Annotated in this window: 14 protein-coding genes and 6 pseudogenes; 9 read left to right on the forward strand and 11 right to left on the reverse strand. The window is 51.6% G+C overall.

Annotated features, from left to right (window positions below; translation table 11 throughout):
• Window positions 1–91: 91 nt before the first annotated feature.
• Window positions 92–370 (reverse strand): annotated as a pseudogene (locus CE168_RS07095) (transposase); the annotation flags it as partial.
• A gap of 106 nt (window positions 371–476) precedes the next feature.
• Here CE168_RS07095 and CE168_RS07100 point away from each other — a divergent pair.
• From CE168_RS07100 to CE168_RS07120, 5 genes and pseudogenes are all read left to right on the forward strand, one after another.
• Window positions 477–602: pseudogene (locus CE168_RS07100) on the forward strand (IS256 family transposase); the annotation flags it as partial.
• 195 nt (window positions 603–797) lie between these two features.
• Window positions 798–966 (forward strand): annotated as a pseudogene (locus CE168_RS09365) (IS3 family transposase); the annotation flags it as partial.
• A 232-nt stretch (window positions 967–1,198) separates the two neighbouring features.
• Window positions 1,199–1,440 (forward strand): annotated as a pseudogene (locus tag CE168_RS09180) (IS3-like element ISBlo10 family transposase); the annotation flags it as partial.
• Between the two features lie 39 nt (window positions 1,441–1,479).
• The gene (locus tag CE168_RS07115) at window positions 1,480–3,468 is read left to right on the forward strand and encodes an ATP-dependent nuclease (protein ID WP_099571745.1); all 1,989 of its coding nucleotides are present in this window, start codon (window positions 1,480–1,482) and stop codon (window positions 3,466–3,468) included.
• 14 nt (window positions 3,469–3,482) lie between these two features.
• Window positions 3,483–5,225, forward strand: a complete 1,743-nt coding sequence (locus CE168_RS07120; protein ID WP_099571746.1) for a UvrD-helicase domain-containing protein — start codon at window positions 3,483–3,485, stop codon at window positions 5,223–5,225.
• A gap of 58 nt (window positions 5,226–5,283) precedes the next feature.
• On the opposite strand, the gene CE168_RS09370 is transcribed toward CE168_RS07120, so the two are convergent.
• Both CE168_RS09370 and CE168_RS07130 read right to left on the reverse strand, forming a co-directional pair.
• A complete protein-coding gene (locus CE168_RS09370; protein WP_427277898.1) occupies window positions 5,284–5,466 on the reverse strand; it encodes a DUF6809 family protein in 183 nt (60 codons plus the stop codon).
• Window positions 5,467–5,540: 74 nt separating this feature from the next.
• A pseudogene (locus CE168_RS07130) lies at window positions 5,541–6,095 on the reverse strand (transposase); the annotation flags it as partial.
• Window positions 6,096–6,290: 195 nt separating this feature from the next.
• On the opposite strand from CE168_RS07130, the gene istA reads away from it, so the two are divergent.
• Together istA and istB are read left to right on the forward strand one after the other, a co-directional pair.
• Window positions 6,291–7,751 (forward strand): IS21 family transposase, encoded by a 1,461-nt coding sequence (istA, locus tag CE168_RS07135; protein ID WP_099571747.1) that lies wholly within the window; start codon window positions 6,291–6,293, stop codon window positions 7,749–7,751.
• 62 nt (window positions 7,752–7,813) lie between these two features.
• Complete coding sequence (gene istB / locus CE168_RS07140; RefSeq protein WP_427277907.1) at window positions 7,814–8,518, forward strand: IS21-like element helper ATPase IstB; 705 nt, start codon at window positions 7,814–7,816, stop codon at window positions 8,516–8,518.
• Window positions 8,519–8,635: 117 nt separating this feature from the next.
• On the opposite strand, the pseudogene CE168_RS07145 reads toward istB, so the two are convergent.
• From CE168_RS07145 to CE168_RS07160, 5 genes and pseudogenes are all read right to left on the reverse strand, one after another.
• A pseudogene (locus CE168_RS07145) lies at window positions 8,636–8,878 on the reverse strand (transposase); the annotation flags it as partial.
• Between the two features lie 86 nt (window positions 8,879–8,964).
• Window positions 8,965–9,099, reverse strand: coding sequence for a hypothetical protein (locus CE168_RS09270; protein ID WP_272896521.1), 135 nt, complete (start codon window positions 9,097–9,099; stop codon window positions 8,965–8,967).
• Between the two features lie 36 nt (window positions 9,100–9,135).
• Window positions 9,136–10,416 (reverse strand): hypothetical protein, encoded by a 1,281-nt coding sequence (locus CE168_RS07150; protein WP_099571749.1) that lies wholly within the window; start codon window positions 10,414–10,416, stop codon window positions 9,136–9,138.
• A 462-nt stretch (window positions 10,417–10,878) separates the two neighbouring features.
• The gene (locus tag CE168_RS07155; RefSeq protein ID WP_099571750.1) at window positions 10,879–12,489 is read right to left on the reverse strand and encodes a hypothetical protein; all 1,611 of its coding nucleotides are present in this window, start codon (window positions 12,487–12,489) and stop codon (window positions 10,879–10,881) included.
• A gap of 76 nt (window positions 12,490–12,565) precedes the next feature.
• On the reverse strand, window positions 12,566–13,963 hold the full coding sequence (locus tag CE168_RS07160) for a polysaccharide biosynthesis tyrosine autokinase (RefSeq protein WP_442861947.1): 1,398 nt from the start codon (window positions 13,961–13,963) through the stop codon (window positions 12,566–12,568).
• A gap of 219 nt (window positions 13,964–14,182) precedes the next feature.
• Between CE168_RS07160 and CE168_RS07165 the strand changes: the two genes are divergently transcribed.
• Window positions 14,183–15,988, forward strand: coding sequence for a DUF4012 domain-containing protein (locus tag CE168_RS07165; protein ID WP_099571752.1), 1,806 nt, complete (start codon window positions 14,183–14,185; stop codon window positions 15,986–15,988).
• A gap of 66 nt (window positions 15,989–16,054) precedes the next feature.
• Here CE168_RS07165 and CE168_RS07170 read toward each other — a convergent pair whose 3' ends face one another.
• Window positions 16,055–16,675 (reverse strand): arsenate reductase/protein-tyrosine-phosphatase family protein, encoded by a 621-nt coding sequence (locus CE168_RS07170; RefSeq protein WP_099571753.1) that lies wholly within the window; start codon window positions 16,673–16,675, stop codon window positions 16,055–16,057.
• 204 nt (window positions 16,676–16,879) lie between these two features.
• Window positions 16,880–17,896 (reverse strand): endonuclease/exonuclease/phosphatase family protein, encoded by a 1,017-nt coding sequence (locus tag CE168_RS07175; protein ID WP_099571754.1) that lies wholly within the window; start codon window positions 17,894–17,896, stop codon window positions 16,880–16,882.
• Between the two features lie 301 nt (window positions 17,897–18,197).
• Between CE168_RS07175 and CE168_RS07180 the strand changes: the two genes are divergently transcribed.
• Entirely contained in the window at window positions 18,198–18,521 is a 324-nt protein-coding gene (locus tag CE168_RS07180; RefSeq protein ID WP_180753746.1) for a hypothetical protein, read from the forward strand.
• Between the two features lie 18 nt (window positions 18,522–18,539).
• Here the strand turns inward: CE168_RS07180 and CE168_RS07185 are convergent, their stop codons facing one another.
• Complete coding sequence (locus CE168_RS07185; protein ID WP_099571756.1) at window positions 18,540–20,081, reverse strand: MDR family MFS transporter; 1,542 nt, start codon at window positions 20,079–20,081, stop codon at window positions 18,540–18,542.
• Between the last annotated feature and the right edge of the window lie 467 nt (window positions 20,082–20,548).

Genomic DNA, 20,548 nt, shown 5'->3' on the forward strand with positions numbered 1-20,548 from the left:
GGATTTGGTGGCCTTCGCATTGATCAGCAATCAACGGGTAGTGCCCGAAAGTATGCGCAAAATGTGATCTCGCCCGGCTGTGGCTCGGTGATCAGCTCGCTACCTGCAGGTAGTCATCGAGCCGGGACATGTCGAGGTAGCGTCGGGTGCTCCATTCGTTCGAGGTGACGTACCTGATCCTCGCGCAGATGAGCACGAGGGCGCCGTTGCCGTCGGGGAAGCCGCCCACGACGCGGGTGCGGCGTCGGATCTCCCTGTTGGGCCGTTCGATCATATTGTTCGTGCGGATCCTCCTGCGGTGCCCGTCCGGGAATTCGGCCAGCAGGTAGACGGTCGTCTCCCCGACGCCCTCCCCGAGGCAGTTGGCGGCGGGATAACGTCCGAAATCTTGCGCACTTTCGGATTCCCACCCTGACGTAAGAGGGCATGGCCCGCATCCTGTGTACGTCTTTCATTCGCCAAAACAAAAAACCGCGATTGGAAGCCAGGAGACGGAACCAAGACCCTCGAACATCATACAGATCGACCAGAACCTGCCCGGGACCAGGCTCGACCGGCTGATCACCGAAAAGGTCACCGAACTATTGGACGCGATGCTCGACCTTGTCACGCACCATGGCGTCGAGCTTTGTCTCAAACATAGCGTCGTCGAACTGTATGATTTCCTTGGACATGGCCTCTGCCTCTTTCCGATCGCGGTTTTCCAGTGTCAGCGACTGAAAATCGTACCCGGCACGGGCCATGTCCTCTTCCAGGAAACTCAAATCACAAAGTGCACAGAAATTCGGGCACTACCCAAGGACGGGGAGAATCCCGACATCCACAGTGACCGTGGCTGCCACTACCGGTGGCCGGAATGGATCCGCATCCGCAAGGAACACGATTTGTCACATTCCATGAGCGCGAAAGTCTGTTCTCCGGACAGCGCCGCCGTGGAGGGGTTCTTCGGCCGTCCCAGGCAGGAGTTCTTCCACAAGCGCGGTTTCGCGGGCGTCTCGTTGGACGGGCTCATCGGCATACTGGACGAGTACATGGTCTGATATCGGGACAGGCGGATCAAGACGGAGTTCGGCATGAGCATCATAGACCGTCGACGCAGGCTCGGTCTTGTGGCATGATTGGTGATGATGGAATCAATGACGAGTCCAACAAAACGTCACCGCTCCCAAGCGTCCATCTCGATTTGCCGAAATACTATTCGTACGACAACGTCATGGCCGAGTCCGTCAATGGCGCGTACAAGACCATACTAATTTGGCGATGCGTGCCGTTCTCGGATCTTTCGGATCTGAAGCTGACGACGTTCCGGTGGGTCTCGTGGTAGAACTCGAAGTGGTTCCACCAGTCACTGGGCTACAGGACACCGCAGGCGGTGGAAACCGAGTATTATGCAAACCAAGCGGCGCAGGCTGCCTCACTATAAAGACGGGAAAAAATTAGGCCACTTCATATTACTACAGATAAAAAAGGGAGATATATATGCAATTATCAAAGATAAAAATTAAAAACTACAGATTGCTTATTGATGCTGAATTGGAAGTCGATTCTAGAACAACCTTAATTGTAGGCAGAAACAACACAGCCAAAACATCCTGTTTTTCGTGCATTGGAAAGGTATTGAATGGAGAAGCTGTATCTTTCGATGACTATCCACTATTAAGAAGAAAAGATTTCTACACAAAAATCGCTCTGTTCATGGAGAAAAAGCTCACTTATGAAGACCTTTGTAGGCATATTGAAATTATCTCCATAGACTTCCTGGTGGACTATTCGTTGGATGATCTAGATGATAATTTGGGAGCATTGTCGCCATTTATCATCGATGTTGATGTGGACACAACAACTGCTCTAATTCGTGCAGAGTATCGCCTAAAAACTGACGAAAAAACCCTGTGGTCGCTCTTGGAAAGCAGCTATTATAAGGGTGGTGCCTATTCGCCGAGCGAAGAAGCCCATAAAGTGCTTGCTGATAATTTCGGCAAATTGTTTGGATTAACCGTATATGCCATCAATCCGAATAATCCAGAAGACAAACAGGTAAAAAGCCAAAAGGAATTATATGATCTGTTCCCATTCCATGCAATTCCTGCTGAACGAGTTCTTGGCGAAGATGACGCACATAATAGTTCTCTCGGATTATTAATCTCCGGCTTCTTTGATACAAGCGAAGCGGAACTGGATCCAGATGTTGCCACAGAAATAAAACGATTACGCTCGATAGTGGAAAAAGCCAATAAAGACGTTCAAAAACAGAGTGATGAAATCCTAAGTTCTGTTGTAAACAATTCTATTGGTTTTGGTTATCCCAACATAGAGGAATTAAAGCTCGGAGTTACAACGCAGCTCAGCATCAACGACCAGATCAAGAATCAGACTAAGCTGTCTTATATATCCGGCACAGCAAACGAAAGTTTGCCGAGTTCTCATAATGGTCTTGGCTACAAAAATCTGATCAAAATGGAGTTCCTCCTTGCTGCATTTGCCAAGGATATTGAGAAACGTGGTGTTGCATGTGTGCCACTTCTCTTTATTGAGGAGCCTGAATCTCACATGCATCCACAAATGCAGACGGCTTTCGCTGCGTATTTGGAAAAGTTTCTTGGCAAGCTCTCTGATGTGAAAATTCAAACTTTCCTAACCTCGCATTCCGCTCATATAGCTAATACTATGGAGTTTTCAAAAGTTCGGTATACGCAAAAGTCTAATACCGGTGTAATTTACAAAAACTTGAACACCTTTGCTCAAGACCATCCTAATAATGTAGATTTTATTCGGAAGTATTTAACCCTGACCAAATGCGATTTGTTCTTTGCCGATAAAGCCATTTTTGTTGAGGGAGCATCCGAACGGTTGCTATTGCCTGACATGATTGAGAAATGCGAAAAATCTGGAGAGTTTAGTCATTGTAAATATCCTTTATCTGCGCAGTATTATGCCTTAATTGAAATCGGTGGAGCTTATGCACATAAATTTATTCCATTTATTGATTTTTTAGGAGTACCGTGCCTAATCCTTACGGATTTGGACTCTGTAGCAAACAGTAAAGGAAAAAATGGGAAGGCGGTAAAAAAATCCGTTGTTGTTAGTCAAGGGGAAACTACGTCTAACGAAACAATAAAATGGTGGGTTCGTAGAAATAGGGGGATTTCTGAGAATAATACTTCAAAAATCAACCTTTCGGAGATTAAAGCTATAACAGCAGATGACAAAACCAGAGGGAAATGCCATATCGAGTTCCAAACTACTGAAAATGGATTGTGTGGACATTCTTTGGAAGAAGCCATACGCAATGTCAATCGAAAGCATTATAATTTAAGTGATAAAATAAGCGAGGATGAGCTTGAATTTAAAGGTAAGAGTAAAACAGATTTTGCACTTGATTTAATTTACAAATACTCTGATTATTGCGTTCCTGATTACATAAAATCCGGGTTAAAATGGCTAAATAACCAAAGAGTTCTTGAGTAAGGAAGGGCCAGTTCATGAGTAAAGAGTGTATTGGCGTAAATTATGGTATTGCAAAAGCAGAAGCCGATAAGGTTGATGCACGGATTATCGAAGCGCTTAAATCAGGACACAGTTTCCGTGTTGAAGCTGGTGCGGGTTCTGGAAAAACGTACTCTCTGAATCGAGTTATTGAATGGATACAAGCAAATAAATGGTCTGCCTATAGCCGAAAGAAACAAAATGTGATCTGTATTACATATACAAATGCGGCTGTGGATATAATTGCAGAAAGACTTGCCAAAGATTCATTTATTCTTCCCTCTACAGTTCACTCGTTTGCATGGAATGCAATCAAACAGTATCAGGGTGTTTTAATCGAAGCTGTCACAACAAATCCCGATTATCTGCCAGACGAAGGTGACTTTAATCAGGTCACCGAAGTTGCATATACTTTGGGGCATCGCTACAAGGAAAATGGTGTTCAGTACCTCTATCATGACGACGTTCTAAAGCTCTTCTGCCAACTTCTTGATAACGCTAAATTTCGCCGGGTATTTGCAGATAAATACCCTTTGATATTGATTGATGAATATCAGGACTCCTATAAGCCGATTATTGATCGCTTTATTAATTTTTTCATAGCAAAAAGTGCTGGACCGCAGTTCGGCTTTTTCGGCGATGCTTGGCAAACCATCTATCAGTCAAACAAAGCCTGTGGAGAAATTGAACACGAAAAAATCGAGGTAATAAAGAAGGGATCAAATTTCCGATCTGCGCCAAGGATTGTTCAACTTTTAAATAATATCCGTCCTGAATTGCCGCAAAAATCAGCCATTGATGGATTTGACGGTGAAGTTTTAGTGATTACGTGTGATGATTATTCGGGAGCTCGTCGCACAGAACGTAATTTCAAAAATGAATTGCCGGCTGCCGAGTTTAAGGCAAGACTGAACACTATCGTAACAAAAATTGAGCAGAACACACCTGCTGATGAAGATCTTAAAGTTCTGATGATTACGCACAAAGTTCTTGCTTCTCAACAAGGCTACGAGCAACTTTTGGATATACTGAATGATGCGTTGCGCAACAAGGAAGATCCTTTTCTTATTTTCTTTGCTGATACGATAGAATCGATATATCATGCGCTTGATACTTCGAACACCCAGTTGCTTTTTGACACGCTCGGAATCAAGCGGTATCCAATTGCAAAAAAATCCGAAAAAACCAAATGGAAAATGCTGTATGAGCAACTAACAGAAGTTCGCACACAAAAAGCTATTGACGTTTTGAAGACTATCATTGATAGTCAACTGATACCCATTCCGCCTAAAGTGGATGGATGGTACCGACTTTATATGGATGCTCCAGAAACAATGTATGCATCAAAGGCCACAATTCATCAGTTTTTACAGCTAGATTATGCACAATTTATTGCTGTTAGGGATTTTCTATATCCAGACGCACAATTTTCAACAGAACATGGCGTAAAGGGCGAAGAATACGATAATGTTGTTTTTGTTATCAGCAAGGGATGGAACCAGTACCAATTTGAAACCTATGCGCCAATGATAACAGGTCATGCTTCTATTCCTAAAGGCAAAGAAGCATCGTATGAGCGAAACCGGAATCTTTTCTATGTTTGTTGTTCAAGGCCAAAAAAGCGGTTGTTCTTTTTTGTCACCGTGCCGATAGATTCCTCATTCAGAACTTTTTTGGTAAAACTAACCGGTAAAGAAAATATTCTAACCTATCGACAATTTATGGAAGCATCTAATTAGCGAACAACGAAATGCAGCTCACCGGTCATTGCTGATCGATGAGCTGCTATATGCTCAATTATTCTTCCATAACTTCTAACATCATTCTGGCACCCAGTCTAAAACTGTTCTGAAATACCAGGCAATCCGTGGTGGTTTGATGCGCTTGCACACAATCGGTATATTTCTCGAACAATTCTTTCTGCTCGTCCGTTATGGTAGCTTTAAGCGTTTCTTTATTCCTGTTAATCAACTTCTGCAACTTCTTGGATTAGGAGGGAGGGTAGTGCCCGAAAAGTTGCACACTTTGGATCATGGCCGTCCATGGCACGATGATCAGTTCGCTTCCACGAGGTTGCCATCGAACCGAGACATGTCGAGGTAGCGGCAGGTCGACCATTCGTTCGCAGTGACGTAGCGGATGCGGGTACATATGGGCATCAACGCGCTGTCACCGTCGGGGAAGCCGTCGGGGGAAGCCGCCGGCCACGCGCTTGCGCCGCCTGATCTCCCGGTTCAGCCGTTCGACCATGTTGCTCGTGCGGATTCTCCTGCGGTGCCCGTCCGGGAACTCATCCAGCAGTTAGGTCCCCGGATTCTCTCCCGCAGACAGTTCGCCGTGGCCTTCAGCCTCCTGGCCTCCATCTCCGCGGTGACGGTCTCGGCCTTGTCCAACGCGGATTCCCGGGACTCCATGGCGAACACGGCCTTCAGGGCCGCCGACGCCCATTCGCGGTGGCTGGGCGGCACCTTGGAGAGCACGTTGCGCAAAAAGTGCACCATGCACCGCTGGCACCTCGCCTTCGGCAGCATCGAGTCCACCGTGGCGACCAGTCCCGCGCACCGGTCGCCGACCACGAGCCGGACGCCCTTCAGGCCGCGTTCGATCACCGCGGACGCGAACGGTGTGTGTGATCGAATAAAGGTGTTCACTGTCGGCACTTGTTTCTGTACACCTTGAGCGTTCAATTTGGACGGTGTCGGCGGTGATGGCGCCGGTGGAATGAGAACACCGGCATCGTCCGGTTCCTTGATGGATTCCAGAGTGCCTGTCAACCAAACTGATGGTTCTCGGGAGGAAAGGAAATGACGACACCGGTGTGTGTTCAACAGCGTATCAGGCAGCTCGACCGCCAGGGCTTGAGCCACAGGGAGATATCGCGGAAACTCGGCGTATCGCGCACGACCGTGGTCAAGTACGCCAACCACGGGGATTACTCTCCCAAGCCCCTTGGCTCGGGGCATGCGGGCAGGTCGCTGGTCGACGCGGGGTATTCGGCCGTCGTGGACGGGTGGCTGACCGCGGATCTGCGCATGCCCGTCAAGCAACGCCACACCGCGACGCGCGTGTACGAGCGGCTCGTGGCGGAGTGCGGGTTCACGGGCTCGTATTCGTCGGTGCAGCGTTGGGTCAAGCGCTGGCGACGGGAGCATCGCATGGAGTCGGACGGCTTCGCCGAGTTGGAGTGGGCGCCGGGAAGCGCGCAGGTCGATTTCGGCCAGGCCAGGGCCGTGATCGCCGGAGTCGAACGCGTGGTGCATTTCCTGGTGGTGTCGTTCCCGTATTCGAACATGCGCTGGGTGGTCGCCCTTCCCGGCGAGACCTCGGAGTGCGTGTGCCAGGGTTTGCTGTGGATCTTCGAGCGCATGGGCATGGCGCCTAGGGTGGTGGTGTTCGACAACGCCACCGGCGTGGGCCATCGCAGGCCGGACGGCACGGTCACCCAGACCCGCTTGTTCTCCCTGTTCTGCGCGCATTACGGGTTCGAGCCGCGGTTCCGCGACCCATATTCCGGCCATGAGAAGGGCAGCGTGGAGAACGCCGTCGGCTTCGTCAGGCGCAACCTGATGGTGCCGATGCCGTCGGCCGAGAGCTTCCAAACGCTGACGCGCGTGTGGCTTGACGAGTGCGAACGCGTCGCCGGGTCGGATCACTACCGGCATGATGTTCCGATGATCGAACTATTCGAGGCGGAGAAGGACCACATGCTTCCATTGCCCGGCGTGCGGTTCGACCCGTGCGACTGGAGGAGCGTGAAGGCCGACAAGACCGGCGCCGTCACGATCGACGCGAACCGGTATCTGGCCGGACCGAAATGGCGTTCCATGCGCCTGCAGGCCGGGGTGCGCGTCTTCGAGATCGAACTGCGGGGCCCCGACGGCGAAACGATCACCACGCTGGAGAGGATTTGGGGCCATTCGGCGAAAACCCAGGTGGATCCGGCGAGCCTGCTCGCGATCATCGCGCGAAAGCCCCGCATATGGGGCGAAAGCCCGATCAGGAACGATTTCCCCGAAACCGTGCGAGCCCTGCTCGACCGCATGGACGCACGCACGCGCTCCAATCTGCTCGACGACATCCGAGCCGTTGCCGCCGACTGCGGGTTCGCCGCCACGGTCAAAGCGGTGGAGACCGTCATCAACGCGGGACGGACCGTCGACCGCGCGGCGATCGGCACATGTGCCAAACGCATCCTCGAGGGTGCGGGAACCGAAGGCGGGCAGGATTTGAAGCGTTACGACAAATACATGAAGGAGGCCGAATGAGCCAGCAAAAACCGCGGCAGCGCGGCGGCCGCGTTCTTGACAAGGTCACGCCGGAACAGGTCATGGGCCTCGCCCGCAACCTGCCGTTGACACACAGCGTGCTCGAGAAGGCCCTGGAGGACGCCACGCCCGGCCAGCTCGGCTTCCTGGCCAACCTGTTCGAGAAGGAGAACGCGAGCCGGGCCGAATCCAAACGGCGGCGGCTGCCCGGACAGGCCGGCTTCCCCCAGAGCAAGACCCTGGAGGGATACGACTGGAGCATGGCCTCGTTCCCCGCCGACTGGGGCCGCGAACAGCTGGAAAGCCTGGAATTCGTCGACCGGGCCGAGGACCTCGTGCTCTACGGCGACATCGGCTGCGGCAAGACCCACCTGGCCATCGCGATCGGCATGCTCGCATGCCAACGCATGATACCCGTGAGGTTCTTCACCGCCTCCAGCCTGGTCATGCGTTTGAGGAAGGCCAAGGACGACAACAGATTGGACGCCGAGCTCAAGTCGATAGGCAGGGCCGGGCTGGTCATCATCGACGAGCTCGGCTACCTGCCCATCGACATCGACGGGGCCAGGCTTCTGTTCCAGGTCATCGCGGACAGCTACGAGACCCGCAGCGTCATCTTCACCTCGAACCTCGAGTCCGGCAGATGGGGCGACGTGTTCGGCGACGGGGACATGGCCGCCGCGGTCATCGACCGCATCGTCCACCACGGCAGGATCCTCCGCTTCCACGGCGAATCCTACCGGAACAGACACTCCCTCATGAAATAAACCAGACAAACAACAAAAAACAAGGAACCAACCGCCGACGGTGTTCAAGCTGAACGCCGAAGGTGTTCAGATTAAGTGCCGAAAGCGTCCACCTCAATTTGACGAAATACAAACGGGGGCGCCCTTCAATTTCGGCACCTTGAGCCCGAGCCTGCCGGCCTTGGCGGTCAGGCTCCGCTCGTAGTGGCTGGCCCGGTAGGCCTTCCGTCCGCCGGAACGCTCGTATCTGGACACCCGACGATCTCGTCGGCCTGAAGCGTCGGGCATCGCATTGAGTACCTCGGACGCCTTCTGCGTGACAAGCCGGTCGAGCCTGGTCCCGGGCGTGTGCCGATCAATCCGCATGGCATTCTCGGGCATGGTTCCGTCTCCTGGTTTCCAACCTCGGTTCTTTCGTTTTGGCGAATGAAGAAATCGTGCACAGGACGCGGGCCATGCCTTTCACATCAAAGACGGAAACCCAAAGCACGCAAGAATTCGGACGTTATCGCTACCGCCGGATAACCGTAGATCGCCATGCCGGCTTTCATTAGATGCAATACCATGTGCGCTGCCTCAATAACATCCGGATTCTTGCCCATGTCTCGCCTATATAACGCAGATGCGAGCTTGTGCAGTTATGAAGACCGCAGTCGGCTCGTTACGAATGCGCAGACAGCGGCAGCGACCAGCAACAGAAGCGATGCGACTGCGAGCGCTTGGATTGCAGAGCCGGTACGGGGCATGTCTGACTGCTTGGGCTCGGCGGGCTTACCAGGCTCATCTAGCTTGTCTGGCTTGACCGGCTCTTCTGGCTTGGCGATGGATTTGATGTTCACTGTTACTTGCGTGCTGATTTCATCATGGCCGGAGGTACGGAATTGCGGGTCCGCTCCCCCATCGGCGGTTTCAGCATTGCGTGTTGCAGTGATGGTGACGGTTTGGCTTACCGCATCAAATGCCTTTCGCTTGGCGACTGCCTGCAGCGCGAGCTCGATCTGCTTGTTCAGAGCTTGCAGTTGCTCGACATCCGCTACGAGACGATAATCGGAAATACCGTTCAGTTTGGTTCTGGTGAGGTCCAGCAGACTGTCGTTGGTTAGCTTCTGCAAGGTTGAGCCTTGCTCAAGTGCTACCGTGGGGTAATCACTTGAAATAGCCAGCTCACTGATATTAAACATGCCGTCGTCTCCGTTTGGAATTAGGCCTGCCATGTCGGCCAAGTAGGGTGTGAGATTCTCCGTAGTGGAGAATGAACCGCCCATGAGCACAAGCGTGTCAAGCCCGGCGGGGATTGCGCCATGGTATTCACCGCCGCGAATGCTCACATGGCCGAGGTGTTCTACATCATCCAACACGCCAATCAGTGTTGGTACGGTGAATGTTCCTGCGGAAATACTGGCCTCGGCAGAGGCGCTGCCTGTTTCTGCGAACCGCATGAGCGTAGTGTTCGATGTGAAGTTACCACCTTGAATCTGCAATGCTCCACGGCAGTCGATTGCGGGATTATCTCCGCCGACAACCGTGCCCGATCCGGTGATGGCGAGCTGCATGTTGGCAGGAACGGTGATTGCCGTGGTATTGCTGGCATTGAGCGTATGTCCGTTCAATTCGAGCGTGACCCCGCGCACCACTTTCGATGGGGTGACGGTGATGCTTTCCGTAGTATCGGTAAGCAATGTGACCGTATTGTTCTTCATCGACGTATGGCCAATTGCGTCTTGCACGCTCATATAGGTCGTGTTGTCCACTTGAGCGACCGGCTGCGGCTCATCTGCAAACGCCATCACGGGAAACAACAGCGTTCCCGATAATGAGATAATCAAGAAAGACGCGATAATCGCCGTCGAAAGCGTTGACAACATATGGATGTGGTTTGATTGCAGGCGTTCGACCGCCTGCTTTTCATGCTTATACATGATCGTTCCTTGCATGGAGCGGTGATTAACTATTTCAAACGCACCGAAATGCGTGTAGACCACCCTCAGCTCTGAGGGATAAAGAAAACAAAATAACAGTACTACAGCGTTGAAAAATTATCTCACACAATCTACTTAAAAAGCAAATCCACTACCGAAAGAAACTAGACAAATAGTAGAGTAACTAACTCTATATCAGTAGTATTGCAATCATGTCGGTAATTCCCCAGAAATTCTTTATAGAAGTAAAGAATAAAAATCAATAGTAAAAGATACACCACAATTCAAATACTATAGGAAAGTTTTCCTACTGATGTGTCAGTATTGCATGCAAAAAAGACGCGATCCATCCAGGTGATACAAACACCCCATGAACCGCGTCATACCCCACTATTTCCCAGTGCATAACACCTTAGGGCAGAAGAACATTCAAAAGCTCGGCAAGAGCGAACCCAAAAAGATTCAGAGCACACCCTGATCGCTTGGAGTCTGCGAGCCAGAGCCAGAATCGCTGCCGGAACCGGAATTAGAACCGTTATTGCCGGGATTACTACCGGTACTAGGATTACTGCCAGGATTGGCATCAGAACCAGAGTTATTACTACCGGTACTAGGATTACTACCTGAACCAGGATTATTGCCAGGTGTAATAGGAGCCGAGGGAGTCAATCCGCCGGAAGGCTGCCGCGTGTACTGGTAGTTGTACGAATTGCCAGTATTGCTCTGTTGTTGCTGTTGCTGCTGCGCAGCCAACGCGTTCATGGAAGCATTCACATCATCAGAGGCGGTTTGCAAATCCGTTATCGACTGGTTAATGGCATTAGTATCGGTACTGTTGCCATTGAACAATTCCAAAGCATGATCAATGGCGCTTTGCAACGTCACTCGTGTGGAATCATCCGCCACTTGGTACAAGCTATCGTCAAGCAGTGACTGCGCATTATTGATGGCTGTTTCAAGCTTCTTCAGCGCATCAGCGTTGTCTTGCTTCCCCTTAGCCTTCTGACTGTTCGTAACGGCTGTTGCAGAATCATTCAAGGTCTTGGACTGGCTTTGCAACGTAGGCAGTTGCTCGTTCATGGCTTTACTGCGCTGGCGAAGTTCAGCGTTGCTCAAATCAGCACTGCACTCCCCCACCGCCGTAAGATTCTGCGCATCTTTCACTGCAGACTGCAACGCGGTCAACGTTTTCGCATCCGAAACCTGATCGCTTTTCACATTCTGCAACGCTTTGGCGTTCTTCAACGCCGACTTGTGTTCCTTCACAGCCTTCTCATATGCCTTGGAAGACTTTTTGCACATGCTCAACGCGGTACGGTGCTGTTCGTTCCGTTCAAGCCCTTGGTCATACTGCTGGCGCTGCCAAACACCAAATCCAACGCCCGCGGCGACCAACGCCACTATGGCCACAATCGCAACGGTAATAATAATTGTCTTGCGATGTGACTTCTTTGGCGGAACCGGAAGAAGCCTCAATGGATCATGCTCATCGTTTTCCATGTCAGACAGGTCATCTGGCATGGGCAGGCTTTCAGGTATGAAGGTAGTAGAAGCAGAGGCAGGAGAATCCACAAAAAGCGGCATAGTGGAATCCACAGAAAAGGCCGACTCTACCGGAGATGCAAACGAAACAGTTCTCTCGGCAGATTCAGCAGATGGTGAAGCATCAGCAGACTGTGTAGCATCGAGCGTTGCGGTCGAAGAAGACATCGAATCAGGCTCGAGCGACGGGGTGGAATCGTTGTCAGCACCAGAAATATGTTTTCCTGCACTATTCGGAAAATCCTCAACACGAAGGTTTACCGTGGGCGCATCACTCACCGGGGTGGATGACGTGGCAGCAGTCATGCTTGTGGCTGCAGCCTGCGCATAAGCCGCATCGGATGCCTCGCCACGTTCCACAGCCGACTCAACTTCCGAGAAGGTGATCGGTGGAATATCCCAGAACGTATCCACCACATCATGTTCGGAAGCCGACTGCGCCTTGGTCTGCTGCTCGCCCTGAGAGTCCAAAGAATCTCCCGACGAAACAAGATGCGACAGATTCGGCACAGTATTGTTGTTGTCACCCATGTTAATTCCTTATTATAGCGTGAGACCGAAGCTTCACGCTCCGGTCCCATGTTCACGCCTCATACACTACTTGTGGCTACTTTTTGTGGCTTTTCTTCCGCGGAGCATCCTCGTAGTAGTAATAGTAGTTCGAATTGGAATGCGTCTTCTTCGGATCGGCATAGTTGAAGATGAAACCAAGCACCGGAACTTCGGCTGTATGCAAGGATTCGGAAATCTCCTTAAGTTCCTTCTTCTCGCACACGCCACGACCGGTCACCAGAACCAGACCCTTGGCCCAACGACCGAACACGGTACCATCGTTGGAAACACTCAACGGAGCGGTATCGATAATAACATAATCGTACTGGGTCAAAGCTTGCTTGACCATCATACGCATGGTGTCTGACCCAAGAAGCACGCCAGCATTCGCCGGGCGTTTACCAGCAGGAAGAATATGCAGATTCGGCTTCCAGTAGTTCTGCACCACATCTTTCGGAGACATCTGGCCAGAAAGCACGTGCGCCAAACCGGCAGAACCTTCAAGACCCAAATGATGAGCAACGGAAGGATGACGCAAATCGGCGTCGACCAACAGCACGCGAGCACCACCTTCAGCCAAGGCCGCAGCCAAGTTGATTGACATGGTAGTCTTGCCCTCAGAAGGCTGCGCACTGGTAATGACCAGTAGCTGCCCCTTGCCCGCAACCTTATCGGTCTGCAAGAATTCGATATTGGTGTGAATACGGCGGAATTCCTCAGCGATAGGGCCATTAGGTTGGCTGACGAGCACTGGGCGCTTCTCACCTAGGGAATTATCCTGAGGCACGGAACCCAAGGAAGACGCCCCAACCAAGCTGCGCACGTCGGAAGTCTCCTCGACCTTAGTGTTCAGCATGTCTTTCAGCAGTGCGGCGAACACTCCAAGCACCAGACCTGCGACCACGCCGACCGCCAGATACAGCGGCTTATTCGGCGAGCTCGGGCTTTCAGGAACACGCGCCCTCTGCACGATGGAGATCTTCACCGGAGACTTATCTGCTGCGGAATACAGATCGTTTTGAATCACGTTCTGCATAGACACTGCCACTGCATTGGCAATGTCGGATGCCTGCTGCGCGTCACCGTCTTCCGCGGAAATGTTCACGAACGCGGTGTCCGTAGGATTGGTGACAGTCAGTTGCTCGGCCAGACTCTTCACTGAAGTATCCAGTCCAAGATCCTTGATGACCGGCTCAAGCACGGTTTCGGTGGTTGCCAACGTTGTATACGACGTGATCTGGCCGGCGATGTACGTGCCACCCGTGTACTGCTGGCTAATGCCCGCATCATCCCCCTGGGATGCATTGTACGTAGCCATAGCCTGAGCCGTGGCGGTATACTTCGGTGGAACCAAGAAGGTGTACGCAGTCACCCCGGCGAAAACCATCACAAATACGATGGCAGCGGTGACCAGATGCTTGCGAATGATACGCATCAAATCCATCAGCGTGATGCCGTCTTCAGAATCATCTTCAACGACAACCTGCTGGACATTAGTGTTCTCTGCGGAAGTCACTGAACCCCTCATCTCCGTATGTCAAAAACCTTAAGAAATGCTACCTTACCCCCTAGAAATAGAGTCGGTTTTTATCAGGCAGCAATCGCTTTTTCACTATTTATCCATACGAATGTGCCATGATAAAAGGCTGGAACACCTAACAGAGGGGGATTAATGTCTCAACATGCGAGCGCTCACGCCGCCCGTTCTCATAAGCTTCGCAATACATTTCTTGTTATTACGGCACTGCTCATCCTGCTGGTCATTGCCGGGGGCGTCGTCGGTCTGAATTTCTACAAGCAGGCGAAGGAAGTCAAAGCTCACGAGGAGCAGGCGGTCTCGTCTATTTCGGCCATCACCAACGTCAATACGTTGAAGGATGCGCAAGCGTCGGCCGCCGCGATCAAGCAGGCACAGACCCATACCGCCGCAGCAAGAGATATTGCCAATGGAACACTGTGGAACATGTTGTCAAAGATGCCGGTTGTGGGCGGTGATGTTACCAACGTGCAGGGCATGACGCAGGTGGTGGATGATTTGGTGCAACAAACACTGCCGTCACTCACCGATGTGGTACAACAGCTTGCGAACGCGCAGATCAGCGGCGAAAATGGCCAGTTGAATCTTCAGCCCATCGTGGATGCGCAAGACGACTTCTCTTCGGTAAGCAAGCAGGTGAAGTCGTTGAATTCGAAGCTCAGCAATCTGCCTGAGCCACGTATCGGCATGGTAAAGAAGGCATATTCGCAGAGTCGCAGCCAGTTCACCAAGGTTACGGACATGGTGGAGCAAGTGAACAATGCGCTACAGATGCTCCCCTCCTTCTTGGGACAGAACGGTGCCCGAACGTATCTGCTGGTGGCGCAGACCACTTCCGAACAACGTTCCGGCGGCGGACTGGTGGGCTCCATGGGTACGTTGCAGACCGATCATGGACAAATTCAAGTCGGTGAGTTCCATCACAATGGAGACTTCATTAACGGCAGTAATGGCAATGCTTCGGAACATTCCGTATTCAAGGGACCCCTGGGATTCTCCTTCGATATTCGCGATACGTTCGCGGTGCCAGACATCGCCCGCAATGCGGAAATGATGAATGAAGCTTGGCAGCGTTCCCAATATGCTTGCGATGTTGACGGTATCGTATCTGTCGATCCTGTGTTCATCCAGAAAATGGTGGAAATCAACGGCAATGTGACGTTGGAAGATGGTACTGTGCTCACTGGCAAAAATACCGCTGAATACATGCTCAACACCATCTATAAGGAAGTTCCTGTATCTCTACAAGACACGTATTTCGAATACATCGCCTCCACCATCATGAACAACGCCTTCAGCAACATGGACATCACCAAGATGATGAAGGTGGCTCAAAGCATCGGCGAATTAACTAAGAACCGCCATTTCTACGCATACACGTTCCATGATGATGAAGCCAAATATTTCCAAGGTGCCGGACTCGCCAAGGGCACTCCAGACAGCGAGACCGATCCGGAAGTGGGCATTTACCTCAACGAACAGAATCCGTCGAAGTTGGGATGGTATATCGACCGTAAGTCGCAGATTACCAAAACCGGTCAGAATGCCGATGGGTCGAAAACCTACCATGTCACCTACACGTTGACCAATACGCTGACTTCCAGCGAAATGGCCACCTGCACCGGCTATATTCTGGGCGGCGAGCAGGCAGGTGTAACGGGTAAGCCTGTTGCGGCTCCGGGAACGTCTGCGCAACGTATGCTGTTTTACGCACCAAAGGGCGGTTCCATCAGCAAGATCACCTCATCCGGAGACGTACGAGACCAAAGCAATGCTGTGATGGATGATCAAAAACTGGTCACCAATGTGGCTTATATCGCCCCCGGAGAAAGCGTGACTTTCGATCTCGACGTGACCACCTCGCCGAAGGCCGAAAGTGACCTGACCATCGATCAGACACCATCCGGCAAAATGACTAACGAGGTCAACTACCAGTACTGACCGATTCGTGCCGGCGCTGACTGAAGGCACCGGCACGAAATCGTCGACCATGACGGCCACTGCCATCTAAGCCCACATATTGTAAGTATCAGTGGACCGCACAGAACAAATCTGCGAGCGCACAGGCGCTATACCCACGCTGTAATGCTTTTTCATGCTTTTCAGCATGGTTCGCAGAGCATCATTGGTCTGGTTGGCCGCAACACGGAACTTGTCGAACGACTTGCCGTGCGGGTCAGCGATGTCTTTGGGAGTGGGCAGCATCGGACGAATCATAGAAGAGACTTTGATAACGGAAGCAAGGCGCTCCTGGATGGTCAGTCCGCTTACCATGCCGTTTTGCGCACAGTATTGGCACATGTTGGCAAAGTCGTTAAGCAGAAATGTATAACGGACCGCGCCGGGCGCGAGGGCAACGATGTCTTTGCGCTGTTCTTTCTCGAAACAGAGAATCAGATCAGCACTCTCAGCCATAGATCGGGTGAGTCTGCGGGATCGGAATCCGCTTGGTTCAATGTTGACGCTGGTCATAAGTCTGGCACTGGACGGATCCATCTGGCATCGCGGAAGGCCACGCGTGCCGGCGCTAGAAACCTGCACAGTGGTGCCAGCGAGGTAGCGAGTGAGCAAAAGTTCGCCCATAGGTGACCGGCAGATATTGCCTGTACAGACGAACATGATATGCATACCGCACACCCCTTTGTATCTCTACCTAACTAATGAAAACTACAATCCTCAATCTTACCTCAGGTATAGATATTACAATTTGGGGTTTAACCATTTTACCCCTTCGGGGATACCGCAGGAAACACATACACCCCCGACAAAGGAGCGTGCTTCTTGAGTTGCAGGCTTATCGCGGAAGTTCGTTTCCGCCGCCACTTTCCGCCGCTATGCAATGGTTAGGGTGGCAAGCAGTGCGAGATGGTCGGAACCTTGAATCCGCTTGGTTTCCAAATTTCTGGCGTGCACGCCCCTGTCGTAAATAATGTGGTCGATTTCAGCGATCGGGAATACCGAAGGATACGTCATATGCAATCCCTCGCCGGCACTCTCCCCCGCATCCGTAAAGCGATCACCCAACAGATATCTGAAGCTTGCATGATCCCACGTGGAATTAAAATCCCCCATCAGCACATACGATTCCCCATTATCGTAATGCTGTAATTGCGCTATGGAATCCAAACTTTTATTCCATAATCCCTGATTGCTTGGTCGTGGAGAAAACGGATGAACCGACCCAAATCGTACTTTTCTGCTATTGAAATCAACTGTCGCGGCAGGAATACTACTGGATTCAATAGGAATAAGATCTTGTGTTGTTTTCTGTAGCGGATACGCACTGTAAAGTACGTTCACACCGCCATTATCGTGCCAAGTAAGTTGCGCGGAAACAGAATACGGAAGATAACTCTCAATTCCAGCATCATGCAACCGATCTAATAATCCTGATGAAACTTCCTGCATTGCAAGAATTTCAACATGCTCACTTTTGATTGTTTGCACGATTTGCTGCGCATCGGCACAACCTTGCTTCGTATTGAACGTCATAACGCGCACTGTCGCAGAAGGTTGTATGGCACGATCATTGGTCGGAACGACATACCCCCAATGCCAAATAATTTGGATGATCACGCACAATACGCTTAACGCGACTAAAAGTTTCCGTTTGCCAACAGTGCGAAAAACTGTTGCAAAAACTGCGATTATCACGGAGAGCAAACCCAGCCACGGCATCAGCGCGACGATCAAAGGCACGTACCGTTTACCATCAAGACTGTTCGGCAGCATGCGCAGAAGCATCGCGAATACGATGACGGCGGATGCGAACCACAGCAACGCCGTAAGCAGTGAAGCGCGCATTTCACGACGCGTCTCACTTCGTTGAACATCGCCAAGTCGAGTCATGCGCACTCCTTCCCCATTCCATATTCCCGTTTCATCTTCCCGTTCCATGCAATCCGCAATCGTATGCAGTCACATGTTGCAACCGGTAGTCTCACGCATCGTTTTTCACAACTTCTCTCACAACATCTCTTCTCGTGAACACTACCCACGTTCATTCCCACATATGTTTCCCGCGCGCATTTAGGGTGACGCCTTCACAAGAGTGCCACTATATGGACACTTTCCGGCATTTGGAATCGTTCTGCTACGTTCATCCGATAATCTATAGGTTGCAAAACGGTGCTTAACAAAAGAGGCAATCATGAGCGAAGAAGCAATACGAGAAGAAGTGGCGCAAGCTGTGGAAGTGGCCGCAAACAAGGCCGCCGAAGAGGAAATCAGCAAGCTAGCCGAATTCGAAAACGCCATCGACGAGACGCTCGCCTCCGGATATTTGGACGATACGCTCACCGTCACCGACGCAGACGGCGTGGCGCAAGTGCTGCCGATGCTTGATTCCGAACCAATCTCACACCTGGTGGAAGGCTTGGAAGCCGTAGGCGGGAGCGCCAATGTGTTCGTGCACACCAGCGCAGGCGTGGTGGCCCTCAGCGTAGTGGAATACAAGCCCAACGAAGAAGAGTAGCCGTCGCAGCATGCACGCTCAGGCGGCACGCATGCGGTTGAGGGCGCGCTGCACGGTTTCATGGGTGGAACCGGCACCCTGGCCACGCACGCCGAAGAACACCATCAGCACCATCACAAAGCAAATCGCAGCGCTGATGCGCAACGCCCACTGAATGCCGAACACGTTGGCAGCCGCATACACGGCTTTTTTGCCACCGAGCGCAGCCCAACGCAACGAAGTGAACGTCTCCATCAAAATAACCAACACCGGGGCGCCAATCGCGCCCGCGATCTGACGAACCGTATTCGTCACCGCGGATCCGGCGCTCACCTCTTCCGGTTCCAAACAGTTCAGCGACCATGTGGTGATCGGCATCAACACGAAACCCATGCCGATCTGGCGCACAAACTGCCAAATCGATACCCACCAAATCCACGAGGTCATGGAAATCAAACTCATCATGACCGTGCCGAAACACAAAGTAATCGTGCCGACCAACGCCACCGGGCGTGCGCCGAAACGGTCAAGCACTTTGCCGCCGAAAAACTGCGAAATGCACTGGCCGAGCGCGCCGGGAAGCATCACTAGGCCGCTAATTGCAGCGGAATAGCCGCGGCAATCCTGAATATACAGGGGCATGATCACCATAATCGAACTGAACGCGAAGAACGAAAGCGCGGCCGTGATCGTGCCAACAGTAAAACTACGATTCTTCAACACACTCAAATTCAGCAACGGCGGCTGCGCTTCAGGATTTTCGACCTGCCTGCGAGCGCCATGAATCTGGCGGAACACAAACCAAATAATTCCCGTGATACCAATCAACATTGGCAGCCAAACCATCGGATTTACAAACGAATACGATTCAATATTCGTAAAGCCGAACATTAAGCCGCCAAAGCCGAAAACAGACAGTCCAACGGAGAAAAAGTCAGCCTTCGCGGTTTTATCGTTCTCGCCGAAATTATGCAATCCAAAATAGGCAAGAAGCAGTGAAATCACGCCGATAATGGTCAACGTGAGGAAAATTGAACGCCAACCGTTCAAATCCGTCTGCACGCCGCCAAGCGTCGGACCGATCGCCGGAGCCACGCTCATCGCCATGCCAACCGTGCCCATTGCGAAACCGCGGCGAGACAGCGGATAGATCGAAAACACGGTGATCTGCAGCACCGGCCACATCACACCCGTACCAACCGCCTCAAGCAAACGCCCGATCAGCACCATCAAAAATGTTGGACCAAGCCAGGCGAATACCGAACCGATCGTAAACACGACCATGGAAACAAGCACGATTTCGCGCGTCGAAAAACGCCTCGTAAGGTATGCCGTAAGCGGCACCATCACGCCCATGACCAGCTGGAAAATCGACGTAAGCCACTGGCCGGTCGTAACGGAAATACCAAAATCGCTGACAATCGTCGGCAACGCGGCGCTCAGCTGCAATTGCGTGAAATTACCGACGAACGTAATAAATGTAAGAATCGCAATGGAAATAAACGCCGTGCGCGTTAAATGACCGTTCTGATACGATTCCTCTCGAGTAAGCGCTCGGGACATGTTCCGCTTCGCTGACATCAATCACCTTCTCCACATTCAAACGCAAAAAACTATATGACAGCCCATATGACATGGATGCTTGAGGACTGCGAAATTGCGCTTACTGAGTGGATTGTGAGGCAGCATTGCAGCACATGGCAGCATTGCGGCACATGGCAGCATTCCGGTGGCGTTCCTCTGGATATTCGCTTACGAATCCCTGTTTTTGTCATTTCGGGGTAACACTCCCCCATTTAGAGGCATCATGACACGCAAAACGGTAGGCAAGTTTTCGGCGTAGGCAGTGCCGGAGGGTAATGATGACAATTAGAGCCATGTTCCACATCTGCATGGAGTTGTGGGGCATTTTCATATGCCTGATTTGCACAGGCGGAATTCTCATTGCCACACCACAAAAACCAGACGCACTCGCATCAAAATACTTATGCAGATCGCCTGCATGCTTCTTCTTGGAGCCGACGCGCTCAGCTAGTATTTTCTCAACA

Source organism: Bifidobacterium sp. N5G01, assembly GCF_002742425.1.
Classification (GTDB): domain Bacteria; phylum Actinomycetota; class Actinomycetes; order Actinomycetales; family Bifidobacteriaceae; genus Bifidobacterium; species Bifidobacterium hominis.